Origin of the sequence: Novosphingobium mathurense (assembly GCF_900168325.1) — a bacterium.
Lineage (GTDB): Bacteria > Pseudomonadota > Alphaproteobacteria > Sphingomonadales > Sphingomonadaceae > Novosphingobium > Novosphingobium mathurense.
On the sequence record NZ_FVZE01000003.1, the window covers coordinates 403,065 to 419,913 of the forward strand.

The 16,849-nt window shown below is 64.0% G+C and carries 17 protein-coding genes; 10 read left to right on the forward strand and 7 right to left on the reverse strand.

Features of this window, described 5'->3' with window-relative positions; all coding sequences use genetic code 11:
- Window positions 1-21: 21 nt before the first annotated feature.
- The 7 genes from B5483_RS12845 to B5483_RS12875 are packed head-to-tail and all read right to left on the reverse strand — an operon-like array spanning window position 22 to window position 7,150.
- Window positions 22-792 (reverse strand): SDR family oxidoreductase, encoded by a 771-nt coding sequence (locus tag B5483_RS12845; RefSeq protein WP_054946043.1) that lies wholly within the window; start codon window positions 790-792, stop codon window positions 22-24.
- Between the two features lie 49 nt (window positions 793-841).
- A complete protein-coding gene (locus B5483_RS12850) occupies window positions 842-2,302 on the reverse strand; it encodes an FAD-dependent oxidoreductase (RefSeq protein ID WP_079730618.1) in 1,461 nt (486 codons plus the stop codon).
- A 4-nt stretch (window positions 2,303-2,306) separates the two neighbouring features.
- A complete protein-coding gene (dmpG, locus tag B5483_RS12855; RefSeq protein WP_079730619.1) occupies window positions 2,307-3,347 on the reverse strand; it encodes a 4-hydroxy-2-oxovalerate aldolase in 1,041 nt (346 codons plus the stop codon).
- The gene (locus tag B5483_RS12860) at window positions 3,344-4,288 is read right to left on the reverse strand and encodes an acetaldehyde dehydrogenase (acetylating) (protein ID WP_054946046.1); all 945 of its coding nucleotides are present in this window, start codon (window positions 4,286-4,288) and stop codon (window positions 3,344-3,346) included. Before B5483_RS12860 ends, dmpG begins: the two co-directional genes overlap by 4 nt.
- Window positions 4,289-4,315: 27 nt before the next feature.
- The gene (locus B5483_RS12865) at window positions 4,316-5,119 is read right to left on the reverse strand and encodes a fumarylacetoacetate hydrolase family protein (RefSeq protein WP_079730620.1); all 804 of its coding nucleotides are present in this window, start codon (window positions 5,117-5,119) and stop codon (window positions 4,316-4,318) included.
- Complete coding sequence (locus tag B5483_RS12870; protein ID WP_079730621.1) at window positions 5,106-5,924, reverse strand: alpha/beta fold hydrolase; 819 nt, start codon at window positions 5,922-5,924, stop codon at window positions 5,106-5,108. Before B5483_RS12870 ends, B5483_RS12865 begins: the two co-directional genes overlap by 14 nt.
- Before the next feature lie 11 nt (window positions 5,925-5,935).
- On the reverse strand, window positions 5,936-7,150 hold the full coding sequence (locus B5483_RS12875; protein ID WP_079730724.1) for an acyl-CoA dehydrogenase family protein: 1,215 nt from the start codon (window positions 7,148-7,150) through the stop codon (window positions 5,936-5,938).
- A 192-nt stretch (window positions 7,151-7,342) separates the two neighbouring features.
- Here B5483_RS12875 and B5483_RS12880 point away from each other — a divergent pair, with 192 nt between their 5' ends.
- From B5483_RS12880 to B5483_RS12925, 10 genes are read left to right on the forward strand one after another with little or no spacing between them, the layout of a single operon-like run.
- Complete coding sequence (locus B5483_RS12880) at window positions 7,343-8,107, forward strand: SDR family oxidoreductase (RefSeq protein WP_079730622.1); 765 nt, start codon at window positions 7,343-7,345, stop codon at window positions 8,105-8,107.
- A 7-nt stretch (window positions 8,108-8,114) separates the two neighbouring features.
- Complete coding sequence (locus B5483_RS12885; protein WP_079730623.1) at window positions 8,115-9,044, forward strand: VOC family protein; 930 nt, start codon at window positions 8,115-8,117, stop codon at window positions 9,042-9,044.
- A complete protein-coding gene (locus B5483_RS12890; RefSeq protein ID WP_342743671.1) occupies window positions 9,041-9,922 on the forward strand; it encodes a CoA transferase subunit A in 882 nt (293 codons plus the stop codon). Before B5483_RS12885 ends, B5483_RS12890 begins: the two co-directional genes overlap by 4 nt.
- On the forward strand, window positions 9,922-10,713 hold the full coding sequence (locus B5483_RS12895) for a CoA-transferase subunit beta (protein WP_079730624.1): 792 nt from the start codon (window positions 9,922-9,924) through the stop codon (window positions 10,711-10,713). Before B5483_RS12890 ends, B5483_RS12895 begins: the two co-directional genes overlap by 1 nt.
- Window positions 10,714-10,741: 28 nt before the next feature.
- Window positions 10,742-11,641 carry an enoyl-CoA hydratase gene (locus tag B5483_RS12900; protein ID WP_079730625.1) on the forward strand — a complete coding sequence of 300 codons (900 nt, stop codon included), beginning with the start codon at window positions 10,742-10,744 and terminating at the stop codon, window positions 11,639-11,641.
- Window positions 11,641-12,729, forward strand: coding sequence for an NAD(P)H-dependent flavin oxidoreductase (locus B5483_RS12905; protein ID WP_054946053.1), 1,089 nt, complete (start codon window positions 11,641-11,643; stop codon window positions 12,727-12,729). The genes B5483_RS12900 and B5483_RS12905 overlap by 1 nt, the downstream gene beginning before the upstream one ends.
- An 11-nt stretch (window positions 12,730-12,740) precedes the next feature.
- Window positions 12,741-13,496, forward strand: coding sequence for an enoyl-CoA hydratase family protein (locus B5483_RS12910; protein WP_079730626.1), 756 nt, complete (start codon window positions 12,741-12,743; stop codon window positions 13,494-13,496).
- Window positions 13,496-14,650 carry an acyl-CoA dehydrogenase gene (locus B5483_RS12915; protein WP_079730627.1) on the forward strand — a complete coding sequence of 385 codons (1,155 nt, stop codon included), beginning with the start codon at window positions 13,496-13,498 and terminating at the stop codon, window positions 14,648-14,650. The genes B5483_RS12910 and B5483_RS12915 overlap by 1 nt, the downstream gene beginning before the upstream one ends.
- Window positions 14,651-14,664: 14 nt before the next feature.
- The gene (locus B5483_RS12920) at window positions 14,665-15,696 is read left to right on the forward strand and encodes an acyl-CoA dehydrogenase family protein (RefSeq protein ID WP_079730628.1); all 1,032 of its coding nucleotides are present in this window, start codon (window positions 14,665-14,667) and stop codon (window positions 15,694-15,696) included.
- Window positions 15,689-16,840: an acetyl-CoA C-acetyltransferase gene (locus tag B5483_RS12925; protein WP_079730629.1), complete on the forward strand. Its 1,152-nt coding sequence runs from the start codon at window positions 15,689-15,691 to the stop codon at window positions 16,838-16,840. The genes B5483_RS12920 and B5483_RS12925 overlap by 8 nt, the downstream gene beginning before the upstream one ends.
- Window positions 16,841-16,849 lie beyond the last annotated feature (9 nt).

Here is a 16,849-nt window from a genome sequence, read left to right on the forward strand (position 1 = left end):
TCCAGCATGTTCTTCGCTCCCTCAAACAGCAACCCAGTCGCCGCCGTTGACGTCCAGCGCGGCTCCGGTCATCTCGCTCGCATAATCGGAGAGCAGGAAATAGACCGCCTTGGCGCAATCGGCGTCGGGCGGAATGTGGCCGACCGGAATTTCGGCGCTGCGCTGGTTGCGGAAGGCCTCGGCCCCGTCACCCAGCGATGCGATGTATTCCTCGAGTGGTGCGCCCATCATCCATCCCATCAGGGCGGTGTTGACGCGGATGCCGCTGCCCGAAAGTTCGACTGCAAGCTGGCGGCTCATCTGGTTGAGGGCGGCCTTGGCCATTGCATAGCCGCCTTCCCCCGGCATCGGCTTGCGCGTGGCCAGCGTCGAGACATTGACGATCGAGCCTGACTTCTGCGCCCGCATCGTCGGGATGACGGCTTGCGCCATGCGCACCGCTCCCACGGCGATCACGTCCAACGCCATCAGCAACTGGTCGATGGAATGGGTGTCGAGGCCCAACCAATCGGGGTGGTAGTATGCGGAATTGACGAGGCCGTCGATCCGACCCCACTTGTTCAGGGCGGCCTTGGCCAGTGCATTGCACTGTTCGGTCTTCGAAACATCGCAGGGTACGGCAATCGCCTCGCCGCCGGCTTCGACGATTTCGCCGGCAAGCCTCTCGATCGCGTCTTTCGAGCGCGCTGAGACTATGACTTTCGCGCCTTCAGCGGCCGCGCCACGGCACATCGCCTGCCCCATGCCCGGGCCTGCTCCGGTGATGATGACGACCTTGTCTTTGAGGATCATGGTGTTCTCTCCCAATGTTTCTTGTCGTTTTTCCGGTCTCGTGGCCGGGCTATGTCTGCGCGGCCTTGGCTCCTGCCCGGCGGCCGAAAAAGGTGCAGTCGGCGAGGCTCAATCCGGAGCTGTAGCCATGGCCCCATGCGGGCAGGCCGGACGTGCAGCGTCCCGCGGCAAAGAGCCCTGCGATGGGCGCGCCCTCCCGGTCGAGCACTTCGCCGTCGATATTCGTACGCAGTCCACCGAGCGTGAAGAAGCTGAAGTAGCTGTCGTGGAAATCGAGTTCGAGCGCGACGAACGGCCCTTCCTCCAGTGGAGTCAGGATCGGCTGACGTTTGCCGAACAGGGGATCGCGACCTTCCCGGGCGTGGCGGTTGTAGAATTCCATGGTCGCAGAAAGGGTGCCTTCTGGCATCTCCAGTTCTGCTTCCACTTCGGCCCAGGTTTCCCCGGTGCCGGCAATGCGCATGTTGGCGATATCGAGCGGCTGCGAGAAATGCGCGCAGTCGAGCAGGAGATAGACCTTGCCGCCGGGCTGATCGACCGCGTAGCGGCTGACGCGCCCGTGGTAGCAGTCCTCGTTGATGAAGCGCTGTCCGGCGACGTTTACGAAAACGCCGTAGGCGTGGGGTTCGGGCATCGTCCAGGGGCAGGTCGTGAAGAACTGCTCCATGTGGATGGCATCTCCGCCGGCCCCCATGCCGAGCAGGATGCCGGTACCGTCGTCCTTGTCGCCGATGGGATCGCTGAGTTTGAAGGTCTCGGGGCAATATTTGCGACGCATCTCTTCGTTGAACACGAAGCCGCCGGTGGCAAGCACCACGCCCTTGCTTGCCTTGACGAAGTGGTTGGCGTTGTCGATGCGCAGCACTGCGCCGACGATCCGCTCGCCATCGGCAATGAGCGCGATGGCGCGGGCATCGGTGACGATTTCCACGCCGAGGTCGCGTGTGCGCGCCTCAAGGATATCGACCAATGGTCGTCCGCCGCCCCAGCCCGCGTGCTGGATGACATGACCGCGCGGGGCGGGCGTTGCGATATCGCAAAAGGGTTCGGCCGCTTCGCTGCCCGACCAGATCAGCGTGGAATCATCGACGGGTTCGATGTGTTTTCCGGGCAGGTAGTTACCCCGATAGGGCACTCCCTGCGCCTTGAGCCAATTGTAATGCGCCAGCGAATGCTGCGCATAAAGGTCGCACTTGGCCTCGTCCGCGCAAGGACCGCCCGCCGCCTTGAGGTAGGCGGCGAGGGCTTCTGTGGTATCTTCGAAACCCGCCGCGCGCTGCGCATCGGTTCCGCCGCCGCCACCAATGTAGATCTCGCCGCCCGAGAGCGCCGAAGCACCGCCGCTGCCCGAATTGCGTTCGAACAGGGTCACTCTGGCACCAGCTTCAGCCGCTTCGATGGCGGCACAGGCGCCGGCCGCCCCGAAGCCGATGACGACGACATCGGTGTCGAAGTGCCACTCGGGCACTTCGGCGACCGGCAAAGCCCGGTGAAGCGAAAATTCGGTCATGGGATCAGGCGTTCTTTTCCTTGAGCATGTCGAGGGCGACGTCGACGATCATGTCTTCCTGTCCGCCGACCATCTTGCGGCGGCCGAGTTCGACGAGGATCGCGCGGGTGTCGATGCCGTAAGTTTCGCTGGCCTTTTCGGCGTGCCGCAGGAAGCTGGAATAGACCCCGGCATAGCCAAGGCTCAGCGTCTCGCGATCGACGCGGACCGGGCGGTCCTGAAGTGGGCGCACGAGGTCTTCGGCCGCGTCCATCAGTAGATTGACGTCGCAGCCATGATTCCAGCCCTTACGGTCGACCGCGGCGATGAACACCTCGAGAGGCGCATTGCCGGCACCGGCGCCCATGCCGGTGAGACTGGCATCGATCCGAACCGCGCCGCACTGGGCGGCAACGATCGAATTGGCGACGCCAAGACCAAGGTTGTGGTGCGCATGCATCCCGCGCTGCGTTTCCGGCTTGAGCACCCGGTCATAGGCTTCGAATCGGGCGCGCACGCCGTCCATGTCGAGCGCCCCGCCGCTGTCGGTCACGTAAACGCACTGGGCGCCATAGCTTTCCATCAGGAGGGCCTGCTGGGCCAGCACCTCGGGCTCGATCATGTGGCTCATCATCAGGAAGCCAGAGACATCCATGCCGAGATCGCGGGCGATGCCGATGTGCTGCTTCGATACGTCAGCCTCCGTGCAATGGGTCGCCACGCGGACCGAGCGTACGCCGATATCGTAGGCGCGCCGCAGTTCTTCGACTGTGCCAACGCCGGGCAGGATCAGAGTGGTCAGGACGCACTTGTCGAGCACATCCGCCACGGCCTCGAGCCATTCCCAATCGGTATGTGCGCCAAAGCCGTAGTTGAAACTGGCGCCCGAGAGACCGTCGCCGTGAGCGACCTCGATCGCGTCCACGCCGCTCTTCTCAATGGCGCTGGCGATAGCGCGCACATGGTCGATGCCGTACATGTGGCGGATGGCGTGCATGCCGTCACGCAAGGTAACGTCCTGGATGTAGAGCTTCTCGCCCGCTTCCACGTTGAACTTGGCCATCATGCATTCTCCTTGGCGGCCATGCGCCGCTGGGCCAGCAGTTCGCCGGTCGCCTTGGCGGCGGCGGTCATGATGTCGAGGTTGCCGGAATAGCTGGGCAGGTAGTCGCCCGCACCTTCCACCTCGAGCATGATCATCGATTTGATCCCGGTGAACTCGCCCATGCCGGGGATCTTGAGCTTGTTGTTGTCGCCGAAGCGTTCGAACTGGACTTCCTGCTTCAGGCGATAGCCGGGCACGTACTTCTGCACTTCGGCCACCATGTCCTTCACCGACTTGCGGATGGCGTCCTCGTCGGCGCCTTCCGACAGCGTGAAGACCGTGTCGCGCATGATCATCGGCGGCTCGGCAGGGTTCAGGATGATGATTGCCTTGCCCTTTTCGGCGCCGCCGACCTTCTCGATCGCGTTCGCGGTGGTGCGGGTGAACTCGTCGATGTTGGCGCGCGTGCCGGGGCCTGCCGAGCGCGAGGAGACCGACGCGACGATCTCGGCATAGGGGACGCGGGTCGCGACACGGCTGACGGCAGCGACCATCGGGATCGTCGCCTGTCCGCCGCAGGTCACCATGTTGACGTTGGGCGCATCGAGATTGGCGTGCATGTTGACCGGCGGCACCGTGAACGGACCGATTGCGGCAGGCGTCAGGTCGACGACCTGGATGCCGTCGGCGCGCAAGGCTTCGTCGTGGACCTTGTGCGCGTAGGCACTGGTCGCATCGAAGGCTATGCCGATTTCGGGATAGCAGGCCAGCTTCTTGAGGCCCTCGATGCCCTCATGCGTCGTGGCGATGCCATGCTCGCGGGCCATGGCGAGGCCTTCAGAGTTGGGATCGATGCCGACGACGGCCGCGAGTTCCATGTTCTGGGGATACTTGATCATCTTCATCATCAGGTCGGTACCGATATTGCCCGAACCGATGATTGCCGCCTTCACGCGTGCCATGTCAGAGTCCTTTAAACCAATTGGCCTTCAAACGAATTGCGCGATGCAGGAGCCGAGCTTGCGGCCCCCATTTTCCGGGTTGGAGTCGCTCAAGGTCATTTCGAAACGGTCACCCTTCACCGCGGGGGCAAGGGGGACCAGCGAACCGGAGAGAATGACATCGCCCGCATCGAGGGTGACGCCGTATTCGCCCAGGGTATTGGCAAGCCAGGCCACGGCCTGCGCCGGATCGCCCTGGACCGCATGGCCGTAGCCTTCGGACAGCGGCTCGCCGTTCTTGGTGACGGCCACGTGCAGGCCCGGCAGGTCGAGCCCGGCAGGATCGAGGCGATCCTCGCCCAGCACATAGACGCCGCAGGACGCGTTGTCCGAGACGGTATCGACGATGGCGATCTTCCAGTCGGTAATGCGGCTGTCGACGATCTCGAAGCACGGGACGATGCTTTGCGTCGCGGCCAGCACGTCGGCTGCCGTCACACCCGGCCCCTTCAGTCCTTGCTTGAGGACAAACGCGATCTCGGCCTCGGCGCGCGGCGCGATGAGCGCCTTGTCGTCGATGTCGATGTCGCCCTCGACATACATCCAGTCGGTCAGGAAGCCGAAGTCGGGCTGATGCACGCCGAGCATGTCCTGCACGGCCTCACTCGTGACGCCGATCTTCTTGCCGACGACCTTTTCCCCGTCCGCCTGGCGGCGGGCGAGAAAGTCCAGGCTGATGGCATAGGCATCGTCGATCGTCAGCGACGGATCCTGCTCGATGAGCGGCGTGAGCGTTTTGCGACCGCGAAGGGCGTCGTAAAGCGCCTTTCCGTAAGTTTCAGCAGTGCTCATCGAGGAACCCTGTCGCATATCGGTTGAATTCGGCCGCGCGCTCGAGCTGGACCCAGTGGCCGACCTTGCTGAAGGTCACGCAGCGCACATCTTCGCAGGCTTCGAAGAAGTAATCGATCCCGGTCAGCGGCATGAAGGCCTCGTCGCGTCCCCAGAACAGCTGGATCGGCATTTTCAGTTCCGGCAGGCGCGGACGCACGTTGTGCGTGCGCATGCGCACGATGACGTCCTTGGGCTGGGTCTTCGACACTGCGAAGCGTTCGGCCACGAGTTCGTCGGTGACCATGGCCGGGTCATAGACGAGACTCTCGTTGAGGCGGCGCTGGTCGGCCTCGGAGAAATCGGGGCTGCCGAAGGAAGAGCGCATGTTGGCAATGCCGGGCATGGCGAAATAGACATCGAGTTCCTCGATGCAGCCGGGCGCCATGAGGATCATGTTCTCGACGAAGTCCGGGTGAACGGCGGCGATTTCGATGGCGATGCCGCCCCCCAGCGAATTGCCCACGAGCGAGGCCTTCTCGATGCCGTGCTGGCGCAGGGCATCGTAAACGGTGTCGACGAAGAGCGTCAGCGTATAGTCGATCCCCTCGGGCTTCGACGAGGAGCCGTAGCCGATGAGATCGGGCAGCACGACGCGGTAGCCCGCCTCGACGAATGCGTCGACGTTCTGCCGGAAGTTGGAAATGCCCGACGCACCGGGACCGCTGCCGTGGAAGAACACCACGACAGGGCCCTGTCCGAACTCGCGTATGTGAATGTCGTAGCCGCCAGCGACGCGGTACGTCGCTTCCTTCATGTTAGCCATGCCTCGCCCCCTTACAGGAAAGTGAACTTGGGCTCTTCGCCCAGCATCGAACCGACGAGATCGGCGGTGCGGTTGTTCGGGTCATTGGCAACGTGGGCGCGGCCGGCGTGCAGGTCGAGCCACGGCTGGATGATCGGACTGGTGTTGTAGATCGCCCGTCCGCCCAGCAGCCGCATCATCTCGTCGGCAAGATCGGCAAGACGGCGGACCACGGTGGACGACTGGTAGACGAACAGCGTGCGCTTCTCCATGGGCACCTTCTCGCCGCGCTCGGCATAGCCCATGAGCTCGTCGAAGGTAACGCGCAGCGTGGTTTCCATCTCTATGATCTGGGCATGGGCCTTGGCGATGGCCGCGTGCAGGAACGGATCGGCCTTGGATGCCTTGCCGGTGTTGGTCGACACCCGGTCCTTCATGATCTGCACCGCGGCATTCACGGCCGCGCGGGCTCCGCCGAAGGCTGCGGTGGAGACCGAGCGGGTGAAGACCTGCGCCCAGGGGAGGGTAAAGAGCGGCGCGTCGTTTTCCTTCTGGCCCGGATTTTCGCAAAGGAAGCCATGGACAGAGCGGTGCGTTCGGTATTCGGGGACGAATACATCGTCAACGATGACGTCGTGGCTGCCCGTGCCTTGCAGGCCAAAGACCTGCCAGGCATCGCGGTCGATCCTGTAGTCCTTGCGGGGCAGCAGGAAAGTGCGCATGTCCGGCGCGCCGCCTTCTTCACTCGGCGGCACCATGGCGCCGAGCAGGACCCAGTCGCAATGGACGGAGCCGGTGGAAAAGCCCCAGTGGCCCGATAGCCTGAAGCCGCCTTCGACAGGCGTTACCTTGCCGACAGGCTGGTAGGACGAAGAGACCAGTACGCTCGTGTCCCGGCCCCAGACTTCCTGCTGTGCCCGGTCATCGAACAGCGCGATTTCGTAGGGGTGACAGCCGACGACGCCGAACATCCAGCCTGTCGACATGCAGCCTTCGGCGAGCGCTTTCTGCACGTCGTAAAAGACATTCGGGCTCATTTCATAGCCGCCCCAGCGCTTCGGCTGGAGAATACGGAAGAAGCCGGCGGCTTGCATCTCGGCAATCGAGTCTGCCGGCACGTCCCGATCGGCAACGCACTTCGCGGCGCGCTCCTTCAATACCGGGATCATGGCGCGTGCGCGCTCAGCGAGTTGCCCGGGCGTCGGGATCGCTGCGGCCGCATCTGTGACTGAAGCTGTGCTGGCCATTTCGGTCTTCTCTCCCTCGTAACGAATCGGAGCAACGCCGCTTTGCGCTGCATTCGTAAAAATAAATGGCATGTGATACGCAAATCGTCAATTGAAAAGCCATTGAGCTTTCGATATGTGCAGATAGGCAAGGTCAGAACGGACGCGAATTTCCGTTGGCCGAATCGGTTTCGCAGGAGAGAGGAGCCCGTGATGGGCAAGCAGACCATCGATCTTACCGGGCAGGTTGCCATCGTCACCGGCGGCACGCGTGGGCTGGGCCGCGGCATTGCCGCTGCACTCGCGCAGGCGGGTGCCTCGGTGGTGGTCTGTGGCCGTAACGAACCGGACGATCTCCCTGATGGCGTGTGCTACCGCGCTGCGGACATACGCGAGGCAGAGCAGGCTGGCGCGCTGGTACAGGCTGTCGTCGAAGACCACGGCCGCCTCGACATTCTGGTCAACAATGCGGGCGGATCGCCCGATGCCCCGGCAGCAAGCGCGAGCCCGCGCTTCTTCGATGCGATCGTGCGCCTTAACCTTCATGCGGCCATGTACATGGCCCAGGCCGCCCATGCGCCGATGCAGGCTGCGGGCGCAGGAAGCATCGTCAACATCGCCAGCGTATCCGGTATCCGGCCCAGCCCCGGGACAGCGGCTTATGGAGCTGCGAAGGCCGGGCTGCTCAATCTTACGCAAAGTCTGGCCCAGGAATGGGGGCCTGACGGCATCCGCGTCAATGCCCTGATTCTGGGGCTCATGCAGACCGAAACGTCCGAACTCACCTACGGCGAGGCGGAAGCGCAGACCCGCGTCGGCGCCTCCATGCCGCTGGGCCGCATGGGGACGGGCAAGGATGCGGCGGGCGCGGTGCTCTGGCTCTGCTCGGAGATGGCCTCATGGGTCAGTGGCGCGCGCATCAACGTCGATGGCGGTGGCGAGCGTCCGTACTTCCTCGACCTCGTGAAAGGACATTGAACTGAACATGGGTATCAAGGCACTTGGCTATGTCGTCGTCGAAACGGCGAGGCCTGAGGAATGGAATACTTTCCTCACGCAATTCGTCGGAGCCATGCGTGCGCCCGATGCGCGCGATGGCGCTTCGCTCTATCGCGTCGACGAACGGGTGTTCCGGTTCAGGATCGAGACCGGTGCGCGCGAATGGTTCGTCGCGGCGGGCTATGAATTGACCGATCGCACCGCGCTCGATGCCCTGGCGCTCAGGATTGCCGAGGCCGGTCGTTCGGTGGAATGGGCCGATGTGCGCGAGGCCGCGGGACGTGGAGCCGAGGCGATGTTCCGCACGAGCGATCCGGCCGGAAACGGTCTGGAGTTCTACTGCGGCGATGCACGCAGCGATACGCCTTTCCTTTCGCCGATCGGCGTGCCGGAATTCCTGACCGGGGATCTGGGCATGGGCCATGCGGTATTCTCCGCTCCCGATTTTGATGAGACCATCGCGTTCCATCGCGATGTCGTGGGTTTCCATGAGACCGACATGCCGCGCTTCCACCTGATGGGGCCGGACGCACCGTCGATGGGCTTTGCCTTCCTGCACGCGGACAACGGTCGCCACCATTCGATCGCCTTCGGCGAAGGCCCCGTTCCGCCTTCGGGCGCGGTGCATATCATGCTGGAGCTTCCCGACCTGATCGAAGTGGGCAAGGCGCACGACCGCATGAAGCGCTTCGGCTATCCGGAAAGCGCGACGCTGGGCAGGCACGTCAACGACGAGACGACCGGGTTTTACGTGCAGACGCCCTCGGGTTTCGACCTTGAGATCGGTTGCGACAGCCTGATTATCGACCCGGCCAACTGGGCGGTGACCAAGCACGAAGGGATCAGCGTCTGGGGCCATGAATGGGCCTGGCAGAAAGCCCTCAAGGAACAGCAGGAACAAGAGGAAGGGGCATGATGCTCGACAAGCGGATGAGCGCGGCGGAGATGGTCGCGCAGATCAAGGACGGAATGACCGTCGGGATCGGCGGGTGGGGGCCGCGTCGCAAGCCCATGGCGCTGGTGCGCGAGCTGATGCGCTCCGACGTCAAGGACCTGACTGTCGTTGCCTATGGCGGCGCCGATGTCGGGATGCTCTGCGCGGCCGGCAAGGTGAAGAAGCTGGTCTTCGCGTTCGTCTCGCTCGATGCGATCCCGCTCGAGCCGTGGTTCCGCAAGGCGCGCGAGTCCGGCAAGCTCGAAGTCCTCGAAGTCGACGAGGGCATGTTCCAGTGGGGCCTGAAGGCCGCTGCCTTTCAGCTGCCTTTCCTGCCCACCCGCGTTGGCCTGGGTACCGATCTTGCAGAACTGGGCGGGCTCAAGACGGTGCAATCGCCCTACGCGGACGGCGAGACCTTGATTGCGATGCCCGCGCTCAAGCTCGATGTTGCACTGATCCACGTCAATCGTTCCGACTGGCGCGGCAACGTGCAGGTTTTCGGTCCCGACGTCTATTACGACGAATGGTTCGCCAAGGCGGCCGCGAAGACCTATATTTCATGCGAGGAAATGGTGGATCGCATGGAAGACCACTATCCCGAGCAGGCGCAGGCCAACCTTTTCGAACGCTGCTTCGTCAGCGGTGTCGTCGAGATGCCATGCGGCGCCCATCCCAGTTCGATGCCTCCCCATTACGGTTGGGACATGAAGGCATTCAAGGCCTACGCCGGTGCGGCGAAGGATCCTGGCGACTGGGACGCGGTGAAGGACCGCTTCGTCGGCGCAAGTGAAGCGCAATACCTTGAAAGCAATGGCGGAAAGGAGGCGGTGGCGGCTCTTCCGCTCCCGATATTCTGATGACCCAGGTTACTCTTGCAGAACTCTGCATCTTCGCGGCCTCCGAGGCCTTCCGCGGCAATGGGGAAATGGTCGCGACCGGCGTCGGTCCGGTGCCGCGTCTGGGGGCCAGCCTCGCCAAGCTGACCCACAGCCCCGAGCTGATGATGACCGACGGCGAATGCTATCTGGTCGAGCAGCCGGTACCGATCGGGCCGCGCGCCTATGACGACCGCAAGCCTGCCGGACACCTGCCGTTCTCGCGTTTCTTCGACAGCGCGGTCTGGACGGGGCGCCGTCACGCGATGGTCACGCCCACGCAGATCGACCGTTTCGGCCAGATCAATCTGTCCTACATGGGCGGCACCTACCAGCAGCCCAAGACGCAGATGCTGGGCGTGCGCGGGTTTCCCGGCAATACGATCTACCACCCCAACTCGTTCTTCTTCCCGGCGCATAGCCCGCGTGTATTCGTGGCCGGCGAAGTCGACATGATTTCCGGTGCCGGATACAACCCTGCCAAGCGGGTGGCGGGTGGCAACTACTCCGCCATCGATCTTCGCCGCATCGTCACCAACCTGTGCGTGATGGACTTCGGCGGCAGTGAGAATGCGATGCGCGTCATCTCGCTGCATAACGGCGTAACCTTCGACGAAGTGCAGGAAGCCACTGGCTTCGAACTCGAACTGGCCGAGGACGTTGGTGAAACGCCGCTGCCGGGCGCCGAAGCGCTCGCCATCATTGCCAGCCTCGATCCGCACAACATTCGCGAAAGCGTGATCAGGGACAACCCGCCGGCCCTCCGCGGCTGAGCGGGTAAAGGAAAAAGGGAGAGCAAGGATGAGCGATCTCGTCGAACCGAAGAGCGTCGACATCGTCTACGAGACCGAAGAGCCGGTTACGTACACTGTCGTCGATGGCGTGGCCTGGATCATGATGAACCGGCCGCAGTTCAACAACGCGCAGAACGGTCAGATGACCTATGCGCTCGACGACGCCTTCCAGAAGGCCACGAACGACGACGCGGTACGCTGCATTGTCCTGGGCGGTGAGGGCAAGCACTTCTCGGCGGGGCATGACATCGGCACGCCGGGGCGCGACCTGCACCGCGAATTCGACAAGCGGCTGATGGTGGCGCCGCATACCAACAAGCCGGGGGCGGAACTGCTCTATACGCGTGAGCAGGAGCAGTACCTGGGTATGTGCCGCAGGTGGCGCGACGTGCCCAAGCCGACCATCGCGATGGTGCAGGGCGCCTGCGTGGCGGGCGGTCTGATGCTGGCCTGGGTCTGCGACCTGATCGTGGCATCGGACGATGCGTTCTTCCAGGACCCGGTAAACCCGCTGATGGGCATTCCGGGCGTCGAATACTTCGCACACGCCTACGAACTGCCACCGCGCGTCGCCAAGGAGTTCCTGCTGCTGGGCGAGCGCATGAGCGCGCAGCGCGCCGAGCAGTTCGGCATGGTCAACAAGGTGCTGCCACGCGCCGAATTGCGCGAAGCGGTCACCGCCTGGGCGAGGAAGCTTGCCGGCCAGGCGCGCTTGGGCAATTGGCTGACCAAGCAGGCGGTGAACCACGTCGAGGAACTGCGCGGCAAGCGCGCGGCGATGGATGCGGTCTTCCACATGCACCACTTCGCCCACGCGCAAAACGACCTGGTCACCGGCAACTCGATCGCCGGCGTCAGCGGCAAGTCGGCGGCCAGCGCCAACAAGAAGGACGCCGGAGAAGCGTGATGGGCAACCCGCTCCATACCGTCCTGTGCGAACGTCTGGGTTGTTCGGCCCCGATCATCCAGACCGCGATGGGCTGGGTGGCCGAGCCCTCGCTGGTCATCGCCAGCTCCAATGCCGGGGCCTTCGGTTTCCTCGGTGCGGCAGTCATGACGCCTGACGAAGTGCGAGAGAAGATCCTTGCCGTGCGCAAGGGTACCGACCGCCCCTTCGGCGTGAACTTTCACTCGTTCCAGCCCGGTGCGGACAGGATCGTCGAACTGATCCTCGAAAACCGCGAGCAGGTGCGCGCGGTGAGCTTCGGACGCGGGCCCAACGCGAAGATGATCGGCCGTTTCAAGGACGCGGGCATCCTGTGCATCCCGACCGTGGGCGCGGTGAAGCACGCCCAGAAGATGGTCGAACTGGGTGTCGACATGGTTTCGGTGCAGGGCGGTGAGGGCGGCGGGCATACCGGCTCGGTGCCGACCACCGTGCTGCTGCCGCAGGTGCTCGACGCCGTTGACGTTCCTGTAATCGCCTGCGGCGGCTTTGCCGATGGGCGCGGACTGGTGGCCGCGCTGTCCTACGGCGCAGTAGGCATCGCCATGGGAACACGTTTTCTGCTGACGAAGGAAAGCCCGGTGCCTGACGTCACCAAGGCCGAATACCTCAAGGCTTCCACCGACGGGATCGTCGTGACGACCAGGCTCGACGGCATTCCCCAGCGCATGATCCGCAGCAAGTTGATGGATCGGATCGAAAGGTCCGGAAATCTTGGCATGTGGCTGCGCGCACTGGAAGCGGGAATGCAGATGAAGAAGCAGACCGGCGCGTCCTGGCTTGAATTCATCAAGGCCGCGAAAGGCATGACCTCGCACGGGGCGATGCCGCTCAAGCAGGCGATGATGGCCGCGACGATGCCGATGCTGATTCAGAAGGCCGTTGTCGAGGGAGACGTCGAACACGGGGTCATGGCGACGGGCGTCGTCGGTGGCCGGATTGCCGAAGTGCCGACCTGCCGTGAGCTGGTCGACCGCATCATGGAACAGGCACGCGAGCGGCTCGAAGCCCTTGGCGTGCCAGCGCAGCAGCCGGTTGGCGCTGCCTGAGAGGACGCAACATGCCGATCACAACGACAATCAAGGACCGTATCGCCGAAATCGTCTTCGACGTGCCCCCGGTCAATGCTTTCGACAGCGAGACCTGGCTCTCGATCCCCGCGATCGTGACCGAAGCGAGCCGCAATCCCGAGGTCAACTGCGTGCTGATCCGCGCGGCCGAGGACGCGCGCGGCTTCTGCGGCGGTGTCGACATCAAGGAAATGCAGGCGCACCCCGAGCGGATCACCGTGCTCAACCGGGGCAATTACCTGACCTTCAAGGCTATCCGCGAGGCTGAAGTGCCGGTCGTTTCGGCCGTGCACAAATTCGTGATCGGCGGCGGAATCGGCATCTGCGGCGCGTCGGACACGATCATCGCGGCTGACGATGCCTTTTTCTCGCTGCCCGAAGTCGATCGCGGCGCGATGGGCGGGGCCAGCCACCTTTCACGCATGTTGCCGCTGCACAAGGTGCGGGCCGCCTTCTTTACCGGAGGGAATATCCCGGCGCAGGAAGCCTATCGCCTTGGCGCGGTCGAGACGGTGGTGCCGCGCGCCGATCTGGTGCGCGAGGCGAGGGCCTTTTGCGAAGTGATCGCGGGCAAGAGCCGCAAGGCACTCATGATCGCCAAGGAAGCGCTCAACGGCCTCGAGCCGCGCGACGTCGATCGCGGCTACCGCTGGGAGCAGGGCTTCACGCTGGAAATGTACATGCATGAGGATTCGCAGAAGAGCCGCGATGCCTTCGTCGAAACCGGCAAGGCGGCAAAGTTCTGATGGACCTGACGTACACCCCCGAGCAGCAGGCTTTCCGCGCCGAAGTGCGCGAATGGCTGGAAGCGCATGTGTCTGCCGTCCCGCTCGAACATTTCGATGCCACGCGCGAAGGTTTCGAGGCGCACCGTGAATGGGAAAAGGCGCTCAAGTCCGGCGACTGGGGCATGGTTACCTGGCCCAAGGAATACGGCGGGCGCGGGCTCGACCTGATCCAGTGGCTGATCTTCGAGGAAGAATACTACCGCGCCAGGGCCCCGGGCCGCGTCAACCAGAACGGCATCTTTCTGCTCGGTCCCACGCTGATGGAATTCGGCACGCATGAGCAGAAGTCCCGGTTCCTGCCCAGGATGGCCTCTGGCGAGGAAATCTGGGCGCAGGCGTGGTCGGAGCCGATGGCGGGCAGCGACCTTGCCGGCGTTCGCGCGACGGCTGTGCTTGAGGGCGACGAATACGTCCTCAACGGCCACAAGATCTGGTCGAGCCGCGCCGCCTTTGCCGACATGGCCTTCGGCCTGTTTCGCGCCCCGGGCAGCGAGCGGCATCACGGCATGAGCCTGATCTTCTTCCCGCTCGATGCCGCGGGCGTGACGGTCAATCCGATCCGCAAGATCAACGGCCACGTCGGCTTTGCCGAAATCTTCCTGGAGAACGTGCGCGTTCCCGCCTTCAACCGCCTCGGCGACGAAGGGCAGGGTTGGCACATCTGCATGGCAACGGCGGGTTTCGAACGTGGCCTCATGCTGCGTAGCCCGGCGCGCTATCAGGTTGCGGCGGCCGAACTCGCGAAGCTCTGGCAGGCGCGCAAGGATGAACCGGGCATCGATCCCGCGCTGGAGGCCGACGTCGTGCGCGCCTTCATGAATGCGGAAAGCTATGCGCTGTCGATCTACCAGACCGCTTCGCGCCTCATTGCGGGGGCGAAGATCGGGCCTGAAGCGTCGACGAACAAGATCTTCTGGTCCGAACTCGACATCCACCTGCACCGCACCGCGCTTGCGATCCTCGGTCCTGAAGCCGAACTGCTCAGCGAACCGGGCGCACATGACTGGATCGACGATTACATCTTCGCGCTCGCCGGACCGATCTACGCCGGTTCGAACGAGATCCAGCGCAACATCATCGCCGAGCGCATGCTCGGTCTGCCGCGCAAGTAAGGGGGAACAGGCCCATGGACTTTACCCTGAACGACGAACAGCAGATGTTCGCACAAACCGCGCGACAGCTCTTTGCAGATACCTGCACGCCGGATCACTGGCGCCGGCAGATGGAAAGCGGCGCGGTGCTGGACGCCGAGCGCTGGGCGCAGATCGTCGAGACCGGCTTCCCCTTGGTTCTTCTGCCCGAGGACGCAGGCGGTCTGGGCCTTGGCGAACTGGACTTCGCGCTGATCGCGGAAGCGGCCGGTTACAATGCGCTGCCCGATCCGCTGGTCGAAAGCGCGGGCATTGCCCTGCCGCTGCTGGCGGCGGCAAAGCCGGACAGCGAGCTTCTCTGCGATCCGGCGGCGATCATCGCGATCGAGCATCCGGCCAACCCTTACGTGGCCGATGCCGAAGCGGCGACGGCGCTGGTCCTCCACAAGGACGGGCAGGCCTATCTCGCCGCGCGCGAGGACGTGACGCTCACCCGCAAGGAGAGCATCGACCCGTTCCGGCGTCTCTACCGCGTGGACTGGGAAGTGGCGAAAGCGCAGCCGCTGGGCGCGGTGGACTGGGACCTGACGCTTGAACGTGGGGCCCTGTTCGCGGCCGCACAGGGCCTCGGCCTCGCTCAGCGCGCGGTCGATCTTGCGGTCGACTACGCCAAGGACCGACAGCAGTTCGGCAAGCCGATCGGCACCTACCAGGCCGTGAAGCATCACCTCGCCTCGGCACAGGTGGCCATCGAGTTCGCACGCCCGGTGGTTTTGGCCGCCGCGGCCGACATTGCCCATGGCGATGTTCAATCCCGCGCCCGTGTCAGTCACGCCAAGATCGTCGCATTGGAAGCGGCCGACCACGCCGCCCGCGCCTCGATCCAGGTGCATGGTGCCATGGGCTACAGCTGGGAAGTGGACGTCCACCTCTTCCTCAAGCGCGCACTCGCGCTGACCAACTCGTGGGGCACGCCCTACTTCCACCGCCAGCGGATACTGCATCGCATCGAGACGCAGCCGCTCGGTCCCGACCAGACTTTTGCCCGAGAGGCCGAACATGCCTGAAGCTTATATCGTCGACGCCGTCCGCAGCCCGGTCGGCCGAAAGAAGGGCAGCCTGGCCCAGGTTCACCCTGCCGATCTCGGTGCACATCCGATCAAGGCGCTGGTCGAACGCACGGGGATTGACCCCGGTCTCGTCGATGACGTCATCTGGGGGTGCTGCGACACAATCGGACCGCAAGCCGGGGATATCGGCCGCACCGCATGGCTTGTCGCCGGAATGCCCGAGCATGTGCCAGGGGTGACGATTGACCGCCAGTGCGGTTCGTCGCAGCAGGCCGTCCACTTCGCCGCGCAAGGGGTGATGAGCGGGACGCAGGATTTCGTCGTTGCCGGTGGCAGTCAGGCAATGAACGCCATTCCCATTTCCGCAGCGATGTTCGCCGGGCAGCCTTACGGCTTCGACAGTCCATTCCTCGGATCCAGAGGCTGGGACGCGCGCTATGGCAACGAGGAGGTCAACCAGATTCGCTCGGCCGAGATGATCGCCGAGAAGTGGGGCATCAGCCGCGATGCGATGGAGCAATTCGCGCTGGCCAGTCACCAGCGAGCCCAGGCGGCTTGGGACGCGGGCTGGTTCGACGCTGAGGTCGCGCCGCTGGAAGGTCTGGAGAAGGATGAAACGATCCGTCCGTCCACGACGCTGGAAGGGCTAGCAGGCCTGAACCCGGTGCGTGAGGGCGGGGTGATCACCGCCGGCGTTGCCAGCCAGAACTGCGATGCCTCCGCCGCGCTTCTGATCGCCAGTGAACGAGCGGTCAGGGAACATGGCCTGACGCCGCGAGCGCGCATCCATCACCTGTCGGTGCGCGCCGCCAACCCGGTGTGGATGCTCACCGGCCCGATCCCGGCGACGCAGTATGCGCTGCAGAAAGCAGGCATGCGCGTCGAGGACATCGACCTGTTCGAATGCAATGAAGCTTTCGCCAGCGTCACCATGGCCTGGATGAAGGAACTTAACATCCCGCACGAGAAGGTGAATGTGCAGGGCGGCGCGATCGCGCTGGGCCATCCGATCGGCGCGACTGGCGCACGCCTGATGACGACGCTGCTCGGTGCGCTCGAGCGCACCGGCGGCCGTTATGGCCTGCAGACCATGTGCGAAGGTGGCGGTCAGGCGAATGTCACCATCATCGAACGACTTTGAGATACGAGA